At 52.9% G+C, this 18,029-nt stretch carries 18 protein-coding genes and 3 tRNA genes; 15 read left to right on the plus strand and 6 right to left on the minus strand.

The genetic code is table 11. The annotated features are described in order from the left end of the window. Positions 1-9 precede the first annotated feature (9 nt). The 5 genes from eptA (at position 10) to rnt (ending at position 4,709) form a co-directional block, all read left to right on the plus strand. Positions 10-1,647: a phosphoethanolamine transferase EptA gene (eptA, locus tag RCF31_RS04330; protein WP_416412608.1), complete on the plus strand. Its 1,638-nt coding sequence runs from the start codon at positions 10-12 to the stop codon at positions 1,645-1,647. A 39-nt stretch (positions 1,648-1,686) separates the two neighbouring features. Continuing rightward, entirely contained in the window at positions 1,687-2,283 is a 597-nt protein-coding gene (locus tag RCF31_RS04335) for a TetR/AcrR family transcriptional regulator (protein ID WP_416412609.1), read from the plus strand. Between the two features lie 48 nt (positions 2,284-2,331). Continuing rightward, positions 2,332-3,429: an alkene reductase gene (locus RCF31_RS04340; protein ID WP_416412610.1), complete on the plus strand. Its 1,098-nt coding sequence runs from the start codon at positions 2,332-2,334 to the stop codon at positions 3,427-3,429. Between the two features lie 96 nt (positions 3,430-3,525). Continuing rightward, complete coding sequence (gene gloA / locus RCF31_RS04345; RefSeq protein ID WP_299452548.1) at positions 3,526-3,933, plus strand: lactoylglutathione lyase; 408 nt, start codon at positions 3,526-3,528, stop codon at positions 3,931-3,933. A gap of 110 nt (positions 3,934-4,043) precedes the next feature. Then, positions 4,044-4,709, plus strand: a complete 666-nt coding sequence (rnt, locus tag RCF31_RS04350) for a ribonuclease T (protein ID WP_416412611.1) — start codon at positions 4,044-4,046, stop codon at positions 4,707-4,709. A 36-nt stretch (positions 4,710-4,745) separates the two neighbouring features. Here rnt and RCF31_RS04355 read toward each other — a convergent pair whose 3' ends face one another. Beyond that, positions 4,746-5,078, minus strand: a complete 333-nt coding sequence (locus RCF31_RS04355) for a Grx4 family monothiol glutaredoxin (protein ID WP_021185244.1) — start codon at positions 5,076-5,078, stop codon at positions 4,746-4,748. A 367-nt stretch (positions 5,079-5,445) separates the two neighbouring features. Between RCF31_RS04355 and RCF31_RS04360 the strand changes: the two genes are divergently transcribed. After that, on the plus strand, positions 5,446-6,231 hold the full coding sequence (locus RCF31_RS04360; RefSeq protein WP_416412613.1) for a C40 family peptidase: 786 nt from the start codon (positions 5,446-5,448) through the stop codon (positions 6,229-6,231). A 55-nt stretch (positions 6,232-6,286) separates the two neighbouring features. Here the strand turns inward: RCF31_RS04360 and RCF31_RS04365 are convergent, their stop codons facing one another. Further along, complete coding sequence (locus tag RCF31_RS04365; RefSeq protein ID WP_139810913.1) at positions 6,287-6,376, minus strand: YnhF family membrane protein; 90 nt, start codon at positions 6,374-6,376, stop codon at positions 6,287-6,289. A gap of 285 nt (positions 6,377-6,661) precedes the next feature. Here RCF31_RS04365 and purR point away from each other — a divergent pair, with 285 nt between their 5' ends. Beyond that, the gene (gene purR, locus RCF31_RS04370; RefSeq protein ID WP_084874071.1) at positions 6,662-7,687 is read left to right on the plus strand and encodes an HTH-type transcriptional repressor PurR; all 1,026 of its coding nucleotides are present in this window, start codon (positions 6,662-6,664) and stop codon (positions 7,685-7,687) included. On the opposite strand, the gene punR is transcribed toward purR, so the two are convergent. Further along, positions 7,684-8,595: a DNA-binding transcriptional activator PunR gene (gene punR, locus RCF31_RS04375; protein WP_416412614.1), complete on the minus strand. Its 912-nt coding sequence runs from the start codon at positions 8,593-8,595 to the stop codon at positions 7,684-7,686. The genes purR and punR overlap by 4 nt on opposite strands. A gap of 109 nt (positions 8,596-8,704) precedes the next feature. Between punR and punC the strand changes: the two genes are divergently transcribed. Beyond that, the gene (punC, locus tag RCF31_RS04380; RefSeq protein ID WP_416412615.1) at positions 8,705-9,913 is read left to right on the plus strand and encodes a purine nucleoside transporter PunC; all 1,209 of its coding nucleotides are present in this window, start codon (positions 8,705-8,707) and stop codon (positions 9,911-9,913) included. 308 nt (positions 9,914-10,221) lie between these two features. Then, on the plus strand, positions 10,222-11,370 hold the full coding sequence (gene cfa, locus RCF31_RS04385) for a cyclopropane fatty acyl phospholipid synthase (protein ID WP_416412616.1): 1,149 nt from the start codon (positions 10,222-10,224) through the stop codon (positions 11,368-11,370). Between the two features lie 41 nt (positions 11,371-11,411). Here cfa and RCF31_RS04390 read toward each other — a convergent pair whose 3' ends face one another. Beyond that, positions 11,412-12,053, minus strand: coding sequence for a riboflavin synthase subunit alpha (locus RCF31_RS04390; RefSeq protein WP_299452532.1), 642 nt, complete (start codon positions 12,051-12,053; stop codon positions 11,412-11,414). Positions 12,054-12,254: 201 nt separating this feature from the next. Here RCF31_RS04390 and RCF31_RS04395 point away from each other — a divergent pair, with 201 nt between their 5' ends. From RCF31_RS04395 to RCF31_RS04420, 6 genes are all read left to right on the plus strand, one after another. Beyond that, entirely contained in the window at positions 12,255-13,628 is a 1,374-nt protein-coding gene (locus tag RCF31_RS04395; RefSeq protein ID WP_416412617.1) for an MATE family efflux transporter, read from the plus strand. Positions 13,629-13,781: 153 nt separating this feature from the next. Next, positions 13,782-13,858, plus strand: a tRNA-Val gene (locus tag RCF31_RS04400). 3 nt (positions 13,859-13,861) lie between these two features. Beyond that, positions 13,862-13,938 (plus strand) — tRNA-Val (locus tag RCF31_RS04405). Between the two features lie 132 nt (positions 13,939-14,070). Further along, positions 14,071-14,147, plus strand: a tRNA-Val gene (locus RCF31_RS04410). 342 nt (positions 14,148-14,489) lie between these two features. Beyond that, positions 14,490-15,902, plus strand: a complete 1,413-nt coding sequence (gene pykF, locus RCF31_RS04415) for a pyruvate kinase PykF (RefSeq protein ID WP_084874065.1) — start codon at positions 14,490-14,492, stop codon at positions 15,900-15,902. A gap of 304 nt (positions 15,903-16,206) precedes the next feature. Continuing rightward, positions 16,207-16,443, plus strand: coding sequence for a major outer membrane lipoprotein (locus RCF31_RS04420; RefSeq protein ID WP_007374746.1), 237 nt, complete (start codon positions 16,207-16,209; stop codon positions 16,441-16,443). 64 nt (positions 16,444-16,507) lie between these two features. Here RCF31_RS04420 and RCF31_RS04425 read toward each other — a convergent pair whose 3' ends face one another. Together RCF31_RS04425 and sufE are read right to left on the minus strand one after the other, a co-directional pair. After that, positions 16,508-17,542 (minus strand): L,D-transpeptidase family protein, encoded by a 1,035-nt coding sequence (locus RCF31_RS04425; protein ID WP_416412619.1) that lies wholly within the window; start codon positions 17,540-17,542, stop codon positions 16,508-16,510. A 65-nt stretch (positions 17,543-17,607) separates the two neighbouring features. Beyond that, positions 17,608-18,024: a cysteine desulfuration protein SufE gene (gene sufE / locus RCF31_RS04430; protein WP_299452521.1), complete on the minus strand. Its 417-nt coding sequence runs from the start codon at positions 18,022-18,024 to the stop codon at positions 17,608-17,610. Between the last annotated feature and the right edge of the window lie 5 nt (positions 18,025-18,029).

Raw genomic sequence — 18,029 nt, forward strand, 5'->3', positions numbered from 1 at the left:
TGAGTTTTCATGAAATTCCCAAATAAGTTACAGTGTCACTCTGGCTGGTTTAATTTCAGCGCCGCGTTTTTCTTTGGTGTTGTGCTAAATGGCCTGTTTTTGCTGCGCGCATGGCAAATTATTCCCTATACACGGCTGCATGATTATCTGTTCGCCGCCAGTATTCCCGTGGTCCTGATCGCCGCGTTCTACTTTATTTTTACCCTGCTCGCCTGGCCGTTTATCCGTAAACCGCTATTGATCCTGCTGGTGCTGACCAGTGCCGCCGCTAACTACTTTATGCACAGCTTCGGTACGGTTATCGATACCAACATGATTGAAAACGTGTTTGAGTCGAATGCCCAGGAAGCCGGTGCACTGATCAGCCGCACATGGGTCATCTGGATGCTGCTGATGGGGATTCTGCCTGCGGCGTTTATCACCAGCGTCCGTATCCGCTCAGGACAACGCTGGTGGTGGAGCCTGTTGCAGCGCCTGGCCGGTGCCCTCGGGGCGTTGTTGATAATCCTGCTGATGGCGGTGCTGTTTTATAAAGATTACGCCTCGCTGATCCGCAACAACAAAGGGCTGGTAAAAATGATCACCCCGGCCAATATCGTCAGCGGTACCGGCCATTATGTCGATCAGCGTTGGTTACAGGGCAGCCAGCAACTGGTGAAGATCGGCGAAGATGCCCATAAAGGCCCATTCATCGCCGCCGAACAGAAAAAAACGCTGGTGGTGTTGGTGGTGGGCGAAACCGGTCGCGCTGAAGACTTTTCCCTCGGCGGCTATGCGCGTGAAACCAATCCGCAGCTGAAACAGCAGCAGGTGATCTACTATCCGCAAACCAGCTCCTGCGGCACCGAAACCGCCGTTTCCGTGCCCTGCATGTTCTCGAATATGCCACGTGAGCAGTACGATGCCAACCTGGCCCACCATCAGGAAGGTCTGCTCGATGTGCTGGCCCATGCCGGGGTGAGCGTACTTTGGCGCGAGAATGACGGCGGCTGCAAAGGTGCCTGCGATCGTGTCCCGCATACTGATATGACCCTGTGGAACCTGCCGCAATATTGTCATGACGGTTTTTGTCTTGATGATGTCCTGCTGCACAATCTGGACAACTACATTGGCAGCCTGCATAACGACGGCATTATCGTGCTACATCAGATGGGTAGCCACGGCCCGGCTTATTATCAGCGCTATCCTGCTGAATTCCGTCGTTTTACCCCAACCTGTGACAGCAATCAGATCCAGGATTGTGACCACCAGGCGCTGGTGAATACCTATGACAATTCGCTGCTGTACACCGACGATATGCTGAGCCGCACCATTGATAAACTCAAAGGTTTGAGCGATCGCTTCAATGTGGCGATGGTTTATCTTTCTGACCACGGTGAATCGCTGGGTGAACATGGCATGTATCTGCACGGTGCTCCCTATATGTTTGCCCCCTCACAGCAAACTCATATCCCGTTGCTGATGTGGATGTCGCCGGGCTACGCCGCCACATACCATATTAATCAGGGGTGTTTACGTCAGCAGGCCGCCGATCAGCCGGTGTCACAGGACAATCTGTTTCATACTCTGCTCGGCATGTTCAACATCCAGACCCGCGAATATCAGCCGCAACTGGATATGATCAGATCGTGCCAGGCAGCCAGCTAAAGATTGCATTAGACCGATCGGTCTACTACTCTGCTGTCCATGAACAAGACTCTGCAACGCAACGAAACCCGTGAACATCTGCTCGCTACCGGCGAGCAGCTGTGTTTGCAACGCGGTTTTACCGGGATGGGCCTCAGCGAAATGCTGACGCTGGCGGAAGTGCCGAAAGGCTCGTTTTATCACTACTTCCGCTCGAAAGAAGCCTTCGGTGTGGCCCTGCTGGAGCGCTATTTTGTCCATCATTTGCAGATGATTGAGCAGCAACTCAATCAGCCTGGTGCCACAGCACGTGAGCGTTTCCTGCAACACTTTCGTTCGGCGGAACGTTTATTTATCGAACAAGGCCATATCATGGGTTGTCTCGGGGTGAAGCTGTCCGCCGAGGTGTGCGACCTGTCAGAACCGATGCGGGATGCGTTGCAACATGGCGCAACGGCGGTGATTAATGCCTATGCCCGCTGTCTCAATGACGTGGCAGCTGAACAGGCGTTGTTGTATGGGCAAACCCCGCAACAGCTGGCACAACGTTGCTATCTTTTGTGGCTGGGCGCCAGCCTGCAAAGCAAGATCTCACGGGAGCCAGGCCCGATTCGTCTGGCGCTCGAAACCATTGAACAGTGGCTGACCAGCCACTGATTTTAAAAACCGCAGTTTCTAGACGACCGGTCTAATACAGGAGTCATCATGGCGAGTAAACAGCTGTTTTCCCCCCTGAAAGTGGGTGCGATTACCGTGCCTAACCGTGTTTTCATGGCCCCTCTGACGCGTCTGCGCAGCATTGAGCCAGGCGATATCCCCACCCCACTGATGGCCGAGTATTATCAGCAACGTGCCAGCGCCGGGTTGATCATCACGGAAGCGACCCAGATTTCTTTCCAGGCGAAAGGTTATGCCGGTGCGCCGGGGCTGCACACCCAGCAGCAAATCGCCGCGTGGAAAGTCATCAACGAGGCCATTCACGGCGCGGGCGGACACAGCGCGGTGCAACTGTGGCATACCGGGCGTATCTCCCATAATAGCGTGCAGCCAGATGGTCTGCCGCCGGTCGCCCCTTCTGCTCTGGCTGCCGGTACCCGTACCTCACTGCGGCACACCGATGGCACCGTGTACCGTGAAGATACCTCCGTTCCGCGTGAACTCAGCGTGGCAGAAATTCAGCAGATCGTGGCGGATTTTGGCCAGGCTGCAGCCAACGCACGCGAAGCAGACTTTGATTTGCTGGAACTGCATTCGGCGCACGGTTATCTGATGCATCAGTTCCTCGCCCCTGGCTCCAACCAGCGTACAGACGAGTACGGCGGTTCGATTGCCAAACGTGGTCGTTTCGCACTCGAAGTGGTAGATGCGGCGATTGCTAACTGGTCTGCCGATCGCATCGGTATTCGCATTTCACCGATTGGTGCTTTCCAGAATCTGGAAAATGGCGCGGATGAAGAAGCCGCCGCACTGTGGTACATCTCGGAATTAGGCAAACGTAAACTGGCTTATCTGCACCTGTCAGAGCCAGACTGGGCGGGTGGTCAGCCTTATAGCGACGCTTTCCGTGAGAAAGTACGCGCGTTGTTCCCTGGGGTGATCATCGGTGCGGGAGCCTACACCGTTGAAAAAGCGGATAACCTGATTCAGCGTGGCCTGATTGATGCCGTGGCGTTTGGTCGTGATTTTATCGCCAACCCGGATCTGGTGGCTCGCCTGCAACAGGATGCGCCGCTGAATCCGCAGCGTCCGGAAACCTTCTACGGTGGCGGTGCCGAAGGTTATACCGATTACCCGACGTTATAAGAAAGTTTGATTGCCGCACCGGATGTGCGGCAATGCTGTTTCTTCAGAGCGTTAACTCGCTATACTTAGCCTTTGTGCTTGTTAAAAGAGGATGTTATGCGTTTACTTCACACCATGTTACGCGTTGGCGATTTGCAGCGTTCCATCGATTTTTACACACGTGTGCTGGGCATGCGCCTGCTGCGTCAGAGCGAAAACACCGAATATAAGTACACCCTGGCTTTTGTTGGCTATACCGAAGAAAGCGAAGGTGCCGTGATTGAGCTGACCTATAACTGGGGCGTCGAGAGCTATGATCTCGGCAACGCCTACGGACACATTGCACTGGGCGTCGATGATGTTGCGGCCACCTGTGACCGCATCCGCAATGTCGGTGGTAAAGTGACCCGTGAAGCTGGCCCGGTTAAAGGCGGCACCACGGTGATTGCGTTTGTCGAAGATCCGGATGGCTACAAAATCGAACTGATCGAAAACAAACACGCCGGACACGGCATCGGCAACTAAGCCTGCCTGCCAGCCTGGGTATTTACGGGCTGGCGCTCCTCTCTCCTGCTGCACCCTCCCGCAATTTTTGCCATAATGCGCGCTGCCCCATTTATTGCTATGAGATCCTGATGTCTGAATCGAACGACTTAAACGCTCTCCATCAACGCTTTCGCGGTTTTTATCCCGTGGTGATCGACGTCGAAACGGCCGGTTTTAATGCCAAAACCGATGCCCTGCTGGAAATTGCCGCCACCACACTCAAAATGGATGAAGACGGCTGGTTGCATCGCGACGAAACGCTGCATTTTCACGTTGAACCCTTTGAAGGTGCGGTTCTTAACCCGGATGCACTGGCGTTTACCGGGATTGATCCCAGCAACCCGCTCCGTGGCGCGGTGAGCGAATATGAAGCGCTGCATGCAATTTTTAAGATGGTGCGTAAAGGCACAAAGGACAGTCACTGCAATCGCGCGATTATCGTGGCGCATAACGCCACCTTTGATCATGGCTTTCTTATGGCGGCAGCCGAACGTGTCGGTCTGAAGCGCAACCCATTCCATCCCTTTGCCACTTTTGATACCGCAGCGTTAAGCGGCCTGGTGCTAGGTCAGACGGTGCTGGCAAAAGCCTGTAAAGCGGCAGGTATGGATTTCGATAGTACCCAGGCGCATTCTGCCTTGTATGACACTGAACAAACCGCGACGCTGTTTTGCGAACTGGTCAATCGCTGGAAGCGCCTTGGCGGCTGGCCGGTCGCATTCAGTGACGATGTGTCGGAAGACGACGCAGAATGACCAAAAGAAAGGCCGACGATGCGTCGGCCTTTGCAATTATTCTGCTTCTTTATACTTCTCAGCAGTTTCTTTAATCAGCGGTTGCAGCTCACCACGCTGGAACATCTCAACGATGATGTCGCAACCACCGACCAGCTCGCCATCGACCCACAGCTGCGGGAACGTTGGCCAGTTGGCATATTTCGGCAATTCAGCACGGATATCCGGGTTTTGCAGGATATCAACATACGCGAAGCGCTCACCACAGGCAGACAGAGCCTGCACCGCCTGCGCAGAGAAACCGCAGCTTGGCAGTTTCGGCGAACCTTTCATATACAGCAGGATCGGGTTTTCTGCGATCTGGCGCTGAATTTTTTCAACAGTACTCATTTTTGCCTTCCTTAATTCCTCACTTCGTGTTTGTTTATTGTAGCGACTTCACCCCCGCACTGAAAACGGGATTTTGCTTCTCAGCGACCTTAATCGCCATGTTTGTTAAGTTCCAGCGCAACAAATAACATTTTCATATCATTAGCAAGCATGAACCGATTAATAATTGGCAATAATTATGCTGCGTTAACCGGCTGAAATCGCTCATTTTTGCCCCAGATACCATCTGGTAACAGATTAATCGAAAAATGCCTTACCTTTTGGAAAAAAAGTGGATTAGAATCAATTCCGGCGCTGATCATTGATCAGATTTTTCTAACTTGCCGCAGGCTGTTTTATCGCAGACTGCTTAACCTGTAACCGGACTATGCGTTTACTTATTACGCTTTTTATGCTGGCTTTCGCCCAACTGTTTTTTAATGTGGCTTCTGCGTCACCGCATGCGCCCATCAATGCCAGTTTGCATAATGCAGAGAAAAAAAGTGCACGCGAAGATGAGCGCCGTAAACGACGCCCGGTCAAGACCAGCACCAAAAAATCACGCCTTACCAGCAGTGTTCATAAGTTAAGACTGAAGAAACCCACCAAAACCGAAACTGCGCTGCACAAAACTACCCGCAGAAAAACCCTGCTGAAGTCGCCGATCAAAAAATATGGTCATCAGCGCGTGGCGAAAGTCACATCTGAGCAGGATGACGCCAGCGACCTCACCACCATCAGGATGAGCAAATCACACCGGCAGCGCTATCAAAAGGCGCGTGAAACGGCGATGAACAAATTAATGGGTCAGATCGGTAAACCCTACCAGTGGGGTGGTACTTCACCACATACCGGTTTCGATTGCAGTGGTCTGGTGTGGTATGCCTATAAAGACCTGGTGAAATACAAATTCCCACGCACCGCTAACGAAATGTATCACCTGCGTGATGCGGCACCGATTAAACGCGATATGCTGGAGAAAGGAGATTTGGTGTTCTTCCGCATTAACCATCGCGGTACCGCTGACCATGTGGGTGTTTACCTTGGCAACGGCAAGTTTATTCAGTCACCGCGTACCGGTAAAGATATTCAGATTAGCGCATTAGGTGAAGATTACTGGCAGAAGCATTATGTCGGTGCACGCCGCATGATGACGCCAAAAACCATTCGCTAAGCGGTCACCGCGCAATAAAAAGCCGGACACTGAAATTTCAGGTCCGGCTTTTTTATTAATGAAGGATCGCGGTGAAGCTGAACACGATGATCATTAACAGCGCGCCAACGGTAGTACCCAGCGCGAGTTTCAGGTCTGTACTCATCACAACTCCTTAGTCACATTAATTGAAGGGTTAATGTAATTTTCGCACAGCCCCCGGCAAAAATCTCGTGTTATCCGCGTCAGCTTGCTAGAATCGCCGCCTTTCGTTGCGCAACAGATTTTGCGCACGCTGTGTTTGTGGCCTGTTAAAGTGATTTAGACTCAGAGTTAACGCCTTTTTCTTCGCCATTTGCCCCAAAAATTGGGGCGCAAAACCATTAGCAGACGCAAACGTTTAACAATATACTTATCAGTAAGTTGCGATAAGCCCGGGAGTACCATTTTCATGGCAACAATTAAAGATGTGGCGAAACGCGCCGGTGTCTCCACCACCACGGTTTCGCATGTCATCAACAAGACGCGTTTTGTCGCGGAAGAGACGCGTAACGCCGTATGGGAAGCGATCAAAGAACTGCACTACTCGCCCAGCGCCGTGGCGCGTAGCCTGAAGGTCAACCACACCAAAACACTGGGATTGCTCGCCACCTCCAGCGAAGCCCCCTATTTCGCGGAAATCATCGAAGCGGTAGAAAACCACTGTTTCGACCGCGGCTACACGCTGATTCTCGGCAATGCGCATAACGATCTGCAAAAGCAGCGTGCTTATCTCTCGATGATGGCGCAAAAGCGCGTCGACGGTTTATTGGTGATGTGTTCCGAATATCCGGACGACCTGCTCACCATGCTGGAAGAGAACCGCAATATTCCGATGGTGGTGATGGACTGGGGCGAGTCTCGCGGTGATTTCACCGATACCGTGCAGGATAACGCCTTCCAGGGCGGCTATCTTGCGGGACGTTACCTGATTGAACGTGGACATCGCGACATTGGTGCCATCCCCGGCCAGATGGAGCGCAACACTGGCGGCGGTCGTCATGCTGGTTTTATGCAGGCACTGCATGAAGCCGGTATTACCGTTCGTCCGGAATGGATTGTGCAGGGCGACTTCGAACCAGAATCCGGTTATCAGGCGATGCAGCAGATCCTCAACCAGAAACAACGTCCGACGGCGGTGTTTTGTGGCGGCGATATCATGGCGATGGGCGCGATTTGTGCCGCCGATGAAATGGGGCTGCGTGTGCCACAGGATATTTCGGTGATTGGCTATGACAACGTGCGCAACGCCCGGTATTTCACCCCAGCGCTGACGACCGTTCATCAGCCGAAAGCGCAGCTGGGAGAAAAAGCACTGGAAATGCTGCTCGATCGCATCACCAGTAAACGCGAAGAGCCGCAGACCATCGAAGTGCAGCCAACATTGATTGAACGCCGCTCAGTCGCTGACGGCCCGTTCCGCGATTATCGTCGCTAAGCTATCGTTTCGCTCAACCACTCATGGTTGAGCGTTTCAGCATCGCCCAGATAATCCAGCAGCCAGCTTAATGCCGGTGAAGCGCGTTGTTCCGACCAGCTGACGCAGCAGGGACTCTCCGGGAAAGGCGCAGGCAGCGTCAGTTCGGTTAACTCGCCACTATCCAGCAGTCGCCGGGCTAAATGGCCCGGCACCATGCCCACGCACAAACCTGCCCGCAGGCAATCCATCCCGGTTTCCCACTCCGGTACCACCAGACGCCGCTGGTTATCCAGCGTCCAGGTCATACGCCGCGGCAGCGCCCGCGACGTATCCTCCAGCACCAGCGAAGGCCACGTCCGTAAGGTTTCTTCATCCAGCTGGGTACTTTTTGTCAGGGGATGCCCGGGACTGACCACGCAACGCCAGTTCAGCGCGCCCATATCCTGGAAGGCGAAACGCCCACCGACCGGAATGGCTTGGGTGGCCCCAATCGCCACATCGACCCGTCCATCAGCCAGCGCATCCCAGACCCCGTTGAACACTTCATAGCTGATAATCAGCTCCATATCCGGGAAGTGACGGTAGAAATCCTTTACCAGTTGCCGGGTACGCTGCGGTTTAACGATACAGTCAACCGCGATACTCAACTGACCACGCCAGCCGTTAGCCAGTTGCTGGCACTGGCGTCGGGTTGCCAGCATTTTTTTGATAACACTCCGGCCTTCACGCACGAAATGCTCACCCGCTGCCGTCAATACCACCTCCCGGTGCTGCCTTTCAAACAAAGGCACGGCCAGCCAGGTTTCCAGCTGGCGTACCGTATAGCTGATGGCAGAGGGCACGCGATGCAACTCCTGCGCCGCTGCGCTAAAACTGCCGCTGCGAGCCACCGCATCCACCACTTCAAGCGCGTATTCAGACCACATGATTTTGCCTGCAAAATTTTTGATAGCACTTCGCAAATATTAGCGTTTCACAAAGACTGCCGCACCCTTTTACACTCCCCGGCGTTCAATTTGTCTAATGAGAATCACCATGTTGTCATCAAAAGGATTTTTGCCTTACCTTGCTTTGCTAAGCATGCTCGGCTTTCTTGCTACGGATATGTACCTGCCGGCCTTCGGTGCCATGCAGCAGGATTTTGCCACTGCCCCTGGCACCATCAGCGCCAGCCTGAGCCTGTTCCTCGGTGGCTTTGCCTGTGCGCAGGTCTTCTGGGGTCCGTTGTCTGACCGCTTTGGTCGCAAACCCATTCTGCTGGCCGGATTAGTGATCTTCGCGCTGGGCTGTCTCGGCATGTTGTGGGTAACCGATGTGCGACTGATGCTGGCACTGCGTTTTGTCCAGGCGCTGGGTGTATGCGCGGCGGCTGTCAGCTGGCAGGCGCTGGTGGTTGATCGCTATCCACAGGCGCAGGCGAACAAAGTTTTCGCCACCATTATGCCGCTGGTGGCGTTGTCACCGGCGCTGGCCCCGTTGCTGGGAGCCTGGCTGATGGGCCATTTCCACTGGCGTAGCATTTTCCTGCTGCTGACGCTGGTCACGCTGGTGTTGCTGGTCGGTACCCTGCAACTGGCGAATCCTACCCGCACTCAGGCGGCACGCGCACCACAGCCCGGATGGTTGACGTTACTGGCTTCAAAGGTCTACAGCGGCAATGTGCTGATTTATTCTGCCTGCTCCGCCAGCTTTTTCGCCTGGCTGACCGGCTCGCCTTTTATCCTTGCTGATGCCGGGCTTTCACCCGCCGATATTGGTCTGAGTTATGTACCGCAGACCATCGCCTTCCTCGTAGGTGGCTTTGGTTGCCGTGCCCTGTTGAATCGGTTCCAGGGCAAACAACTGCTGCCATGGTTGCTGGTGATTTACAGCCTGAGCATCGTCGGTCTGTTTGCTGTTGCCCAGCTTGCAGCACCTGCGCTCTGGGCGCTGCTGCTGCCGTTCTGCGGCATGGCACTGGCCAATGGTGCGATCTATCCGATCGTGGTCGCCAGCGCACTGCTGCCCTTCCCTCAGGCCACCGGTAAAGCGGCATCCTTACAAAATCTGCTGCAACTGGGATTGTGCTTTATCGCCAGCCTGCTGGTTTCCGCTGGCTTACAACAGGCATTGCACAGTACCAGCCTGGTCATGCTCGCTACTGTGGCGCTTGCCTGGGCTGGTTTCGGCTGGCAGCGTGCCGCTGTGGCAAGCGCACAAAGTGATGTTGCTCACAACTCCCGTCCCTGCGAAGATAATCGCTAACGCAACGGCCTTAGTTAGCAAACTAACGATAAGTCGTTGAATATTGACCCACGGAAGCATATACTGCGTGGGTCAGCATTTCTGTAACAAATCAATAACATAATTGTATTAATATTTAGCGACTCTGTCGCTGGGATGGTGTCTGCACGATGTTCTCCCCGGTGTTGTGCCAGACATTTCTATTCAGATTCATACCTCTGTAAAACGTCGGATATCTGGCGCACGGATTTTCCGTGAGTTCTCTCACAAGCCTGGAGAAATTGACTATTCTTTTCTCAGGTTGAAATCGGAAAGGTGATGGAGAAGCTATGAGTTCATCGTGTATAGAAGAAGTGAGCCTTGAAGAAAACCACTGGTTTCGTATCGCCCATGAATTACTGGAACGGGCCGATATTGCCATAAATGGTACTCGCCCCTGGGATATTCAGGTTAAGCATCCGGATTTTTTTAAACGGGTCCTGCAGGAAGGATCGCTGGGCCTCGGTGAAAGTTACATGGACGGCTGGTGGGAATGTGAAAACCTCGACATGTTCTTTCATCGCGTACTGAAACACCATCTGGATCAGCAATTACCGCATCATTTTAAAGACACACTGCGAATCGCTGCAGCGCGTTTGACCAATTTGCAATCGAGAAAACGCGCCTGGATTGTGGGTAAAGAACATTACGATCTCGGCAATGACCTGTTTTCACTGATGCTCGATCCTTTTATGCAGTATTCCTGCGGTTACTGGAAGGATGCGGAAACACTGGAACAGGCACAGCAGGCCAAACTCGATATGATTTGCCGCAAACTGCAACTCGAACCCGGCATGTCATTGCTGGATATTGGTTGTGGCTGGGGTGGACTGGCTGAATTTGCCGCCCGCAATTACGGTGTTAAAGTGCATGGCGTGACCATTTCGGCTGAACAGCAGAAAATGGCGCAGGAGCGTTGTGCCGGTCTGGATGTCACCATTCTGTTGCAGGATTATCGCGACCTGAATCTGCAATTTGATCGCATCGTTTCTGTTGGCATGTTCGAGCACGTTGGGCCGAAAAACTACGCAACCTATTTTGAAGTGGCCGACCGTAATCTGAAGCCGGACGGTATTTTCCTGCTACATACCATTGGGTCAGTTAAAACCGATATGAATGTGGATCCCTGGATCGACAAATATATCTTCCCGAATGGCTGTCTGCCTTCCGTACGCCAGATTGCCGATGCCAGCGAGTCCCATTTTGTCATGGAAGACTGGCATAATTTTGGCGCGGATTATGACACCACGCTGATGGCCTGGCATGAACGTTTCCTCGAAACCTGGCCGCAGCTGGCAGAAAAATATGGCGATCGCTTTAAACGCATGTTCAGTTATTATCTCTGCGCTTGTGCCGGAGCATTCCGGGCGCGTGATATTCAGTTGTGGCAGGTAGTATTTAGCCGTGGCGCTGAAGGCGGTTTGCGTGTCGCACGCTAAGTAACAGAAAGGCGCCAAATGGCGCCTTATTTATTGCGGGTTTATTCGCTTTCGTCAGACGCCAGTGCAGCGGCTTCACGCTGCGCCAGGACGCGCTCGACGGTTTCGACAATCGCCTGGGTATGCGGGTCGATCTCGATATTCACTTTATGTCCCAGCTTTTTCGCCCCGAGCGTGGTGCGCTCCAGCGTTTCCGGGATCAGATGCACGCAGAATTTACTCTTCGTCACATCGCCCACGGTCAGGCTGATGCCGTCAATACCGACAAAACCTTTGTGCAGAATATATTTGATCTGCGACGGGTCCTGTAATTTAAACCACACCTCACGGTTGTTTTCCGACTGAATAATTTTGCTGATCTCTGCGGTGGTCATAATATGGCCGGACATTAAATGACCGCCAATTTCATCACTGAATTTCGCCGCACGTTCAATATTGACCAGATCGCCCACCTGCAATTCACCCAGGTTGGTAATACGCAAGGTTTCTTTGATTAAGTCAAAGCTCACCCGGTCGCCGTCAATCTCCGTCACCGTCAGACAGCAACCATTGTTAGCAACCGAAGCCCCCAGCGCCAGCCCCGGCAGTAACTCTTCCGGCAATTTTACGATGTGAGTGCGAAACAGCTCTTTTTCTTCAATAGCAACAATTTCTGCCTTACCCTGCACAATTCCAGTAAACATAATCTCAGCCTCTGCGAAGTTTGCCGTAGTTTATCACAGCTGAACCGCGCGGGTTTAATTTGCCGGTGCGCAAAATTTACACGCTTGTTTTAACAAATTGCGAACAATGTTTGGCGGATACGCAAGCGACCGTTACACTAAGCCGCGTATTCTTTGGGGATGTCTCCCCGCTCTCCTTTTTATTTTAAATGCAGGTGATACGTGCAGAAGTATTTAACAGAAGCGCGTCAATTGCTGGCCCTTGCGATCCCGGTCATCCTTGCTCAGGTTGCCCAGACTTCGATGGGGTTTGTGGATACCATTATGGCCGGTTCGGTAAGCGCCACGGATATGGCTGCCGTTGCGGTCGGCACCTCTATCTGGCTTCCCGCCATTCTGTTTGGTCATGGTTTGCTACTGGCATTGACGCCCACCGTTGCGCAACTCAACGGTTCAGGACGCCGCGAGCGCATTGCTGAACAGGTTCGTCAGGGCTACTGGCTGGCGCTGTTCGTGGCGGTGTTGATTATGCTGGTGCTATGGAACGCCGGATATCTGATCCGTTCCATGCATAATATCGATCCGTTGCTGGCTGCCAAAGCTGAGGGTTATCTCCATGCCCTGCTGTTCGGTGCACCGGGTTATCTGTTCTTCCAGGTGGCGCGTAACCAATGTGAAGGGTTATCAAAAACCAAACCCGGCATGGTACTGGGCTTCCTCGGTTTGCTGACTAACATTCCGCTGAATTATGTGTTCATCTACGGGCATTTTGGTATGCCTGCGCTGGGTGGTGTCGGCTGCGGTGTGGCAACGGCATCAGTGTATTGGGTGATGTTTCTGGTGATGCGCTTCTGGCTGAAGCGGATGGGCAGTATGCGCGATATTCGCATGGCAACCGGCTGGTCAGCACCCTCGCGGGCGATTCTGTCTCGTCTGTTTACCCTCGGCCTGCCGGTGGCGCTGGCGCTGTTCTTTGAAGTGACCTTGTTTGCCGTGGTGGCGTTGATGGTGTCGCCACTGGGTATCGTTAAGGTGGCCGGGCACCAGATTGCGCTGAACTTCAGTTCACTGATGTTCGTACTGCCATTGTCACTCGGTGTGGCAACGACGATTCGCGTGGGCTTCCGGCTGGGACAGGGTTCGCCAGAACAGGCACGGGTGGCGGCATGGACCGCGCAAGGCGTAGGCATTAGTATGGCCGCCGTCACTGCGCTGTTCACCGTGACCTTCCGCCATCATATCGCCGCGTTGTACACCGCCAACCCGGAAGTCATCACGCTGGCGGCGCAACTGATGCTGCTGGCAGCGATTTACCAGTTCTCGGATTCGATTCAGGTGATTGGTAGCGGTATTTTGCGTGGCTACAAAGATACGCGTTCGATCTTCTTTATCACCCTGATTGCTTACTGGGTACTGGGCCTGCCGGTTGGCTATATCCTGGCGCTGACAGATTGGGTCGTGCCCCGACTCGGCCCGGCCGGTTTCTGGTGTGGCTTTATCGTCGGGTTAACCTCGGCGGCGATCATGATGATTTGGCGCATTCGTCGTTTGCAACGTCTGCCTGCCCAGGTGATTCTGACACGTGCCGCCCGCTAAGTGGCTGAGCGGGCCGTAAAAGGCCCGCAACGCCTAAAAAAACGACGCATAGCACAGATGCTGGTCAGTCATGATGAAAAATCACTTTTTCCCCTTGCCAGCTTACCAGCGTGCCGTTAATATTCGTCCCCGCTGTCGCCCTGACAGCGTGTTGCGCTCTTAGCTCAGTTGGTTAGAGCACCACCTTGACATGGTGGGGGTCGATGGTTCGAGTCCATTAGAGCGCACCAAGTGCGTCCGTAGCTCAGTTGGTTAGAGCACCACCTTGACATGGTGGGGGTCGGTGGTTCGAGTCCACTCGGACGCACCATTTCTTTATCCTAAATAATTCGGGTTGCAGGAAGGCAGCAAGCGAATGAATCCCCGGAGCTTACAACAGTAAGTGACTGGAGTGAATGAGTGCTGCTAACGCAGATGCAACCTGAAGTATGACGGATAAAATGCGTTCTTAGCTCAGTTGGTTAGAGCACCACCTTGACATGGTGGGGGTCGATGGTTCGAGTCCATTAGAACGCACCACTCTTTTTTACTCTCCCGTTGCGCAACACTCTGTTCCTTGATCTGCATCGTTTTATGTTACCGCTTTCATATTGGTTTTCGCGTACTTAGCGTCTATACTATGCCGCGTTGTCTCACTTGAAAGGTTTCAGCGCTAACGTGTTTATTGCGAGAACTCAAATTATTTGCGCAACACCGCCTGGCCGGTTCCCTCGCGTACCGCACAACTTCCCTGCACGCTTAGCCATCGTCTCCTATTCTTACTCTGTATTACCCTTATCAACACCAAACAAATTTCCACTTCGGTGCCTGCGCATCGAATCCCAACCTTTATCATCCATCACAACTTACAGATAAGCTGACATGAAAAAGACCAAGATCGTTTGTACTATCGGTCCGAAAACCGAATCGGAAGAGATGCTGACTCAATTGTTGGAAGCAGGCATGAATGTCATGCGCCTGAACTTCTCACACGGGGATTACGCCGAGCATGGTCAGCGCATTAAAAACATGCGTGCCGTCATCGAAAAAACCGGTCGTCAGGCGGCGATTCTGCTGGACACCAAAGGCCCGGAAATCCGCACCATGAAACTGGAAGGCGGCAACGATGCGTCTCTGAAAGCCGGACAGACCTTCACCTTCACCACCGATCAGTCAGTTATTGGTAACAGTGACCGCGTCGCGGTGACCTATGCCGGATTTACTGAAGATCTGAAGATTGGCAACACCGTGCTGGTGGATGATGGCCTGATTGGCATGGAAGTGATTGAAGTCACTGAAAACACCGTAGTGTGTAAAGTGCTGAACAACGGTGACCTCGGCGAAAACAAAGGCGTCAACCTGCCAGGTGTCTCCATTCAGCTGCCTGCGCTGGCTGAAAAAGACAAACGCGATCTGATTTTTGGTTGTGAACAGGGTGTCGATTTCGTCGCGGCCTCTTTCATCCGTAAACGTTCTGACGTGCTGGAAATCCGTGAACATCTGAAACAACACGGCGGCGAGCACATCCAGATCATCTCCAAAATCGAGAACCAGGAAGGCCTGAACAACTTCGATGAAATTCTCGAAGCCTCAGACGGCATCATGGTCGCCCGTGGTGACCTGGGTGTGGAAATCCCGGTTGAAGAAGTGATCTTCGCGCAAAAGATGATGATCAAGAAGTGCAACAAAGCACGCAAAGTGGTGATTACGGCGACCCAGATGCTTGATTCTATGATCAAAAACCCACGTCCGACCCGTGCTGAAGCCGGTGACGTGGCAAACGCCATTCTCGATGGTACCGATGCAGTGATGCTATCTGGCGAAAGCGCCAAAGGTAAGTATCCTCTGGAATCGGTGACTATCATGGCGACCATCTGTGAACGCACTGACCGCGTCATGAAATCACGCATTGATTCGCTGCAGGACTCACGCAAACTGCGTATCACGGAAGCGGTATGCCGTGGTGCTGTTGAGACAGCCGAGAAGCTGGAAGCCCCGCTGATTGTCGTAGCGACCGAAGGCGGTAAATCAGCCAAAGCCATCAGAAAATACTTCCCGGATGCGACCATCCTGGCATTGACCACCAATGCCACCACCGCACGCCAGCTGATTCTGAGCAAAGGTGTGGAAACCCGTCTGGTTAACGAAATTGCCTCAACTGATGATTTCTACCGCATTGGTAAAGAAATGGCGCTGGAAAGCGGTTATGGGCAAAAAGGCGACGTAGTGGTGATGGTATCCGGAGCACTGGTGCCAAGTGGAACCACCAATACATCGTCTGTACACGTACTCTGATTTTTAATTCAATGTTTATTAAAAAGCGCCCTTATCGGGCGCTTTTTTTATTCTGTGGCTAATACAGATACTGGAAATTGCCAATCGATAATAACTATTCAAAAAGCCAGAAAATTAAGGTTAATCCGATTAAATCCCTCTGTTTTAGCTAAATATTTTTATCATCTTCTGCGAAACGATGCTTCTTTGAGCGAACGATCAAGTTTAAGCATGTTCTCATCAAAAATTTATTCTCAACTCAAAAAGCTTTGTGTAATACTTGTAACGCTACATGGAGATTAACTCAATCTAGAGGGTATAAATAATGAATCGTACTAAACTGGTACTGGGCGCGGTAATCCTGGGTTCAACTCTGCTGGCTGGTTGCTCAAGCAACGCTAAAATCGACCAGCTGTCTTCAGACGTTCAGACTCTGAACGCTAAAGTTGACCAGCTGAGCAACGACGTGAACGCAATCCGTTCTGACGTTCAGGCTGCTAAAGATGACGCAGCTCGTGCTAACCAGCGTCTGGACAACCAGGCTCACTCTTACCGTAAGTAAGAGTTCTGGTACTAAAAATGGCGCCATTAAGGCGCCATTTTTTTTGTCCTGATTCAGCCAGAATTCAGGGCTTCGCGACAGGTGTCCCCATCGCTTCACTGATGGTTGCACGCGTGGCCTCACTCCCCTGCTGAGATTGCACCACCTGCGGCATCGCCGTATCTGCTGTAACCGGCTCACCACTGCTCACCAGCACCGGCATTCCCGAACGTCTCTCCAGCGCAGCCTTAATCAGCGCAGTATCGCTTTGCGGGCTATTAAGGAAGTTTTTCATCGCCGCCGTTAACGCAATCGGCATGGTTTGTGGATCATCTTTATCGGTGTGCGATAACGGCTGATGCACTTCGATAAAGCGCTTCCCGTCCGGCTCTATCGCATACTTCACCGGCTGATTGATCACCTGCACACGCGTGCCTTTCGGCACACTGGCAAACAACGCTTCGATATCTTCCGGACGCAGGCGAATACAGCCTGAACTGACACGCATACCGATGCCAAAATCGGCGTTGGTACCGTGAATCAGATACTGGCCAGAACCGTGCGCCAGACGCATGGCAAACAAACCCATGGGGTTATCTGGCCCGGCAGGCACCACACCCGGTAGGGTGATGCCCTCTTTCGCGTAGCGCTTGCGGATATTCGGCGTGGGCGTCCAGGTCGGGTTGGGGATTTTCTGGCCGATACTGGTCACCATAATCGGTGTCGCTGCCCCCAGCTGGCCGATGCCGATGGGATAGACAATCACCCGATCTTCCCCTTTGGGGTAGTAATACAGGCGCAGTTCAGCGAGGTTAATTACGATGCCTTCATGCGGCGTATCCGGCAGCAACATCTGCAACGGCACCGTCAGCTGCGTACCGGCTTTGGGCAGCCAGGGATCTACGCCGGGGTTGGCTTCCAGCATGCCGAGCAAACCTATCTTATAATGCTTCGCAATGCTTTCCAGTGGGCGTTTGTCATCAGGTACAGTCGTAAGGGTGTTTTCGCCAATTAAACGGCTGTTAGCGGCGGGCAGAGGGTATTCCGTGGCAAGCGCAGGTGCAGACAGTCCGCAGCAGGACAACAGCAATGCACCGGCTAAACGTAAAGCTGGTCTCATGCAATTTTCTCTTTGTCGGAAGAAACAGACCCCGGTCAGATTGGCCGGGGTCTGGAGAGTGTATCTTAGCTGAGGGACTGTGCGTTATGACGGATCGCGCGGATCATCGCTTCAAGCCCCTGCGAACGCGAAGGGGTGAGGTGTTGGGTGAGCGCAAGTTGTTCAAACCAGTAGCGCACATCCAGGTCCAGAATTTCCGGCGCTTTCAGCCCCTGATACAGGCTAAATACCACGGCAATCAAACCCTTAACAATGGCAGCATCGCTGTCACCCGCGAAGGCAATAGTCCCATCTGATTGTGGAGTCATGGTGATCCACACCTGGCTCTGACAGCCAGAAATCACGTTTTCCGGCTGGTATAAGCTTTCAGACGATTCTGGTAATTTTGCCCCGAGTTCAATGATGTAGAGGTACTTCTCTTCCCAGTTAGCGCAACGGTTAAAGTTGCGCACCAGTTTCTCTTTGTCTGGCAAATTTGCCATTGGTG

It is taken from the genome of Pantoea sp. App145 (genome assembly GCF_047947045.1).
Lineage (GTDB): Bacteria > Pseudomonadota > Gammaproteobacteria > Enterobacterales > Enterobacteriaceae > Pantoea.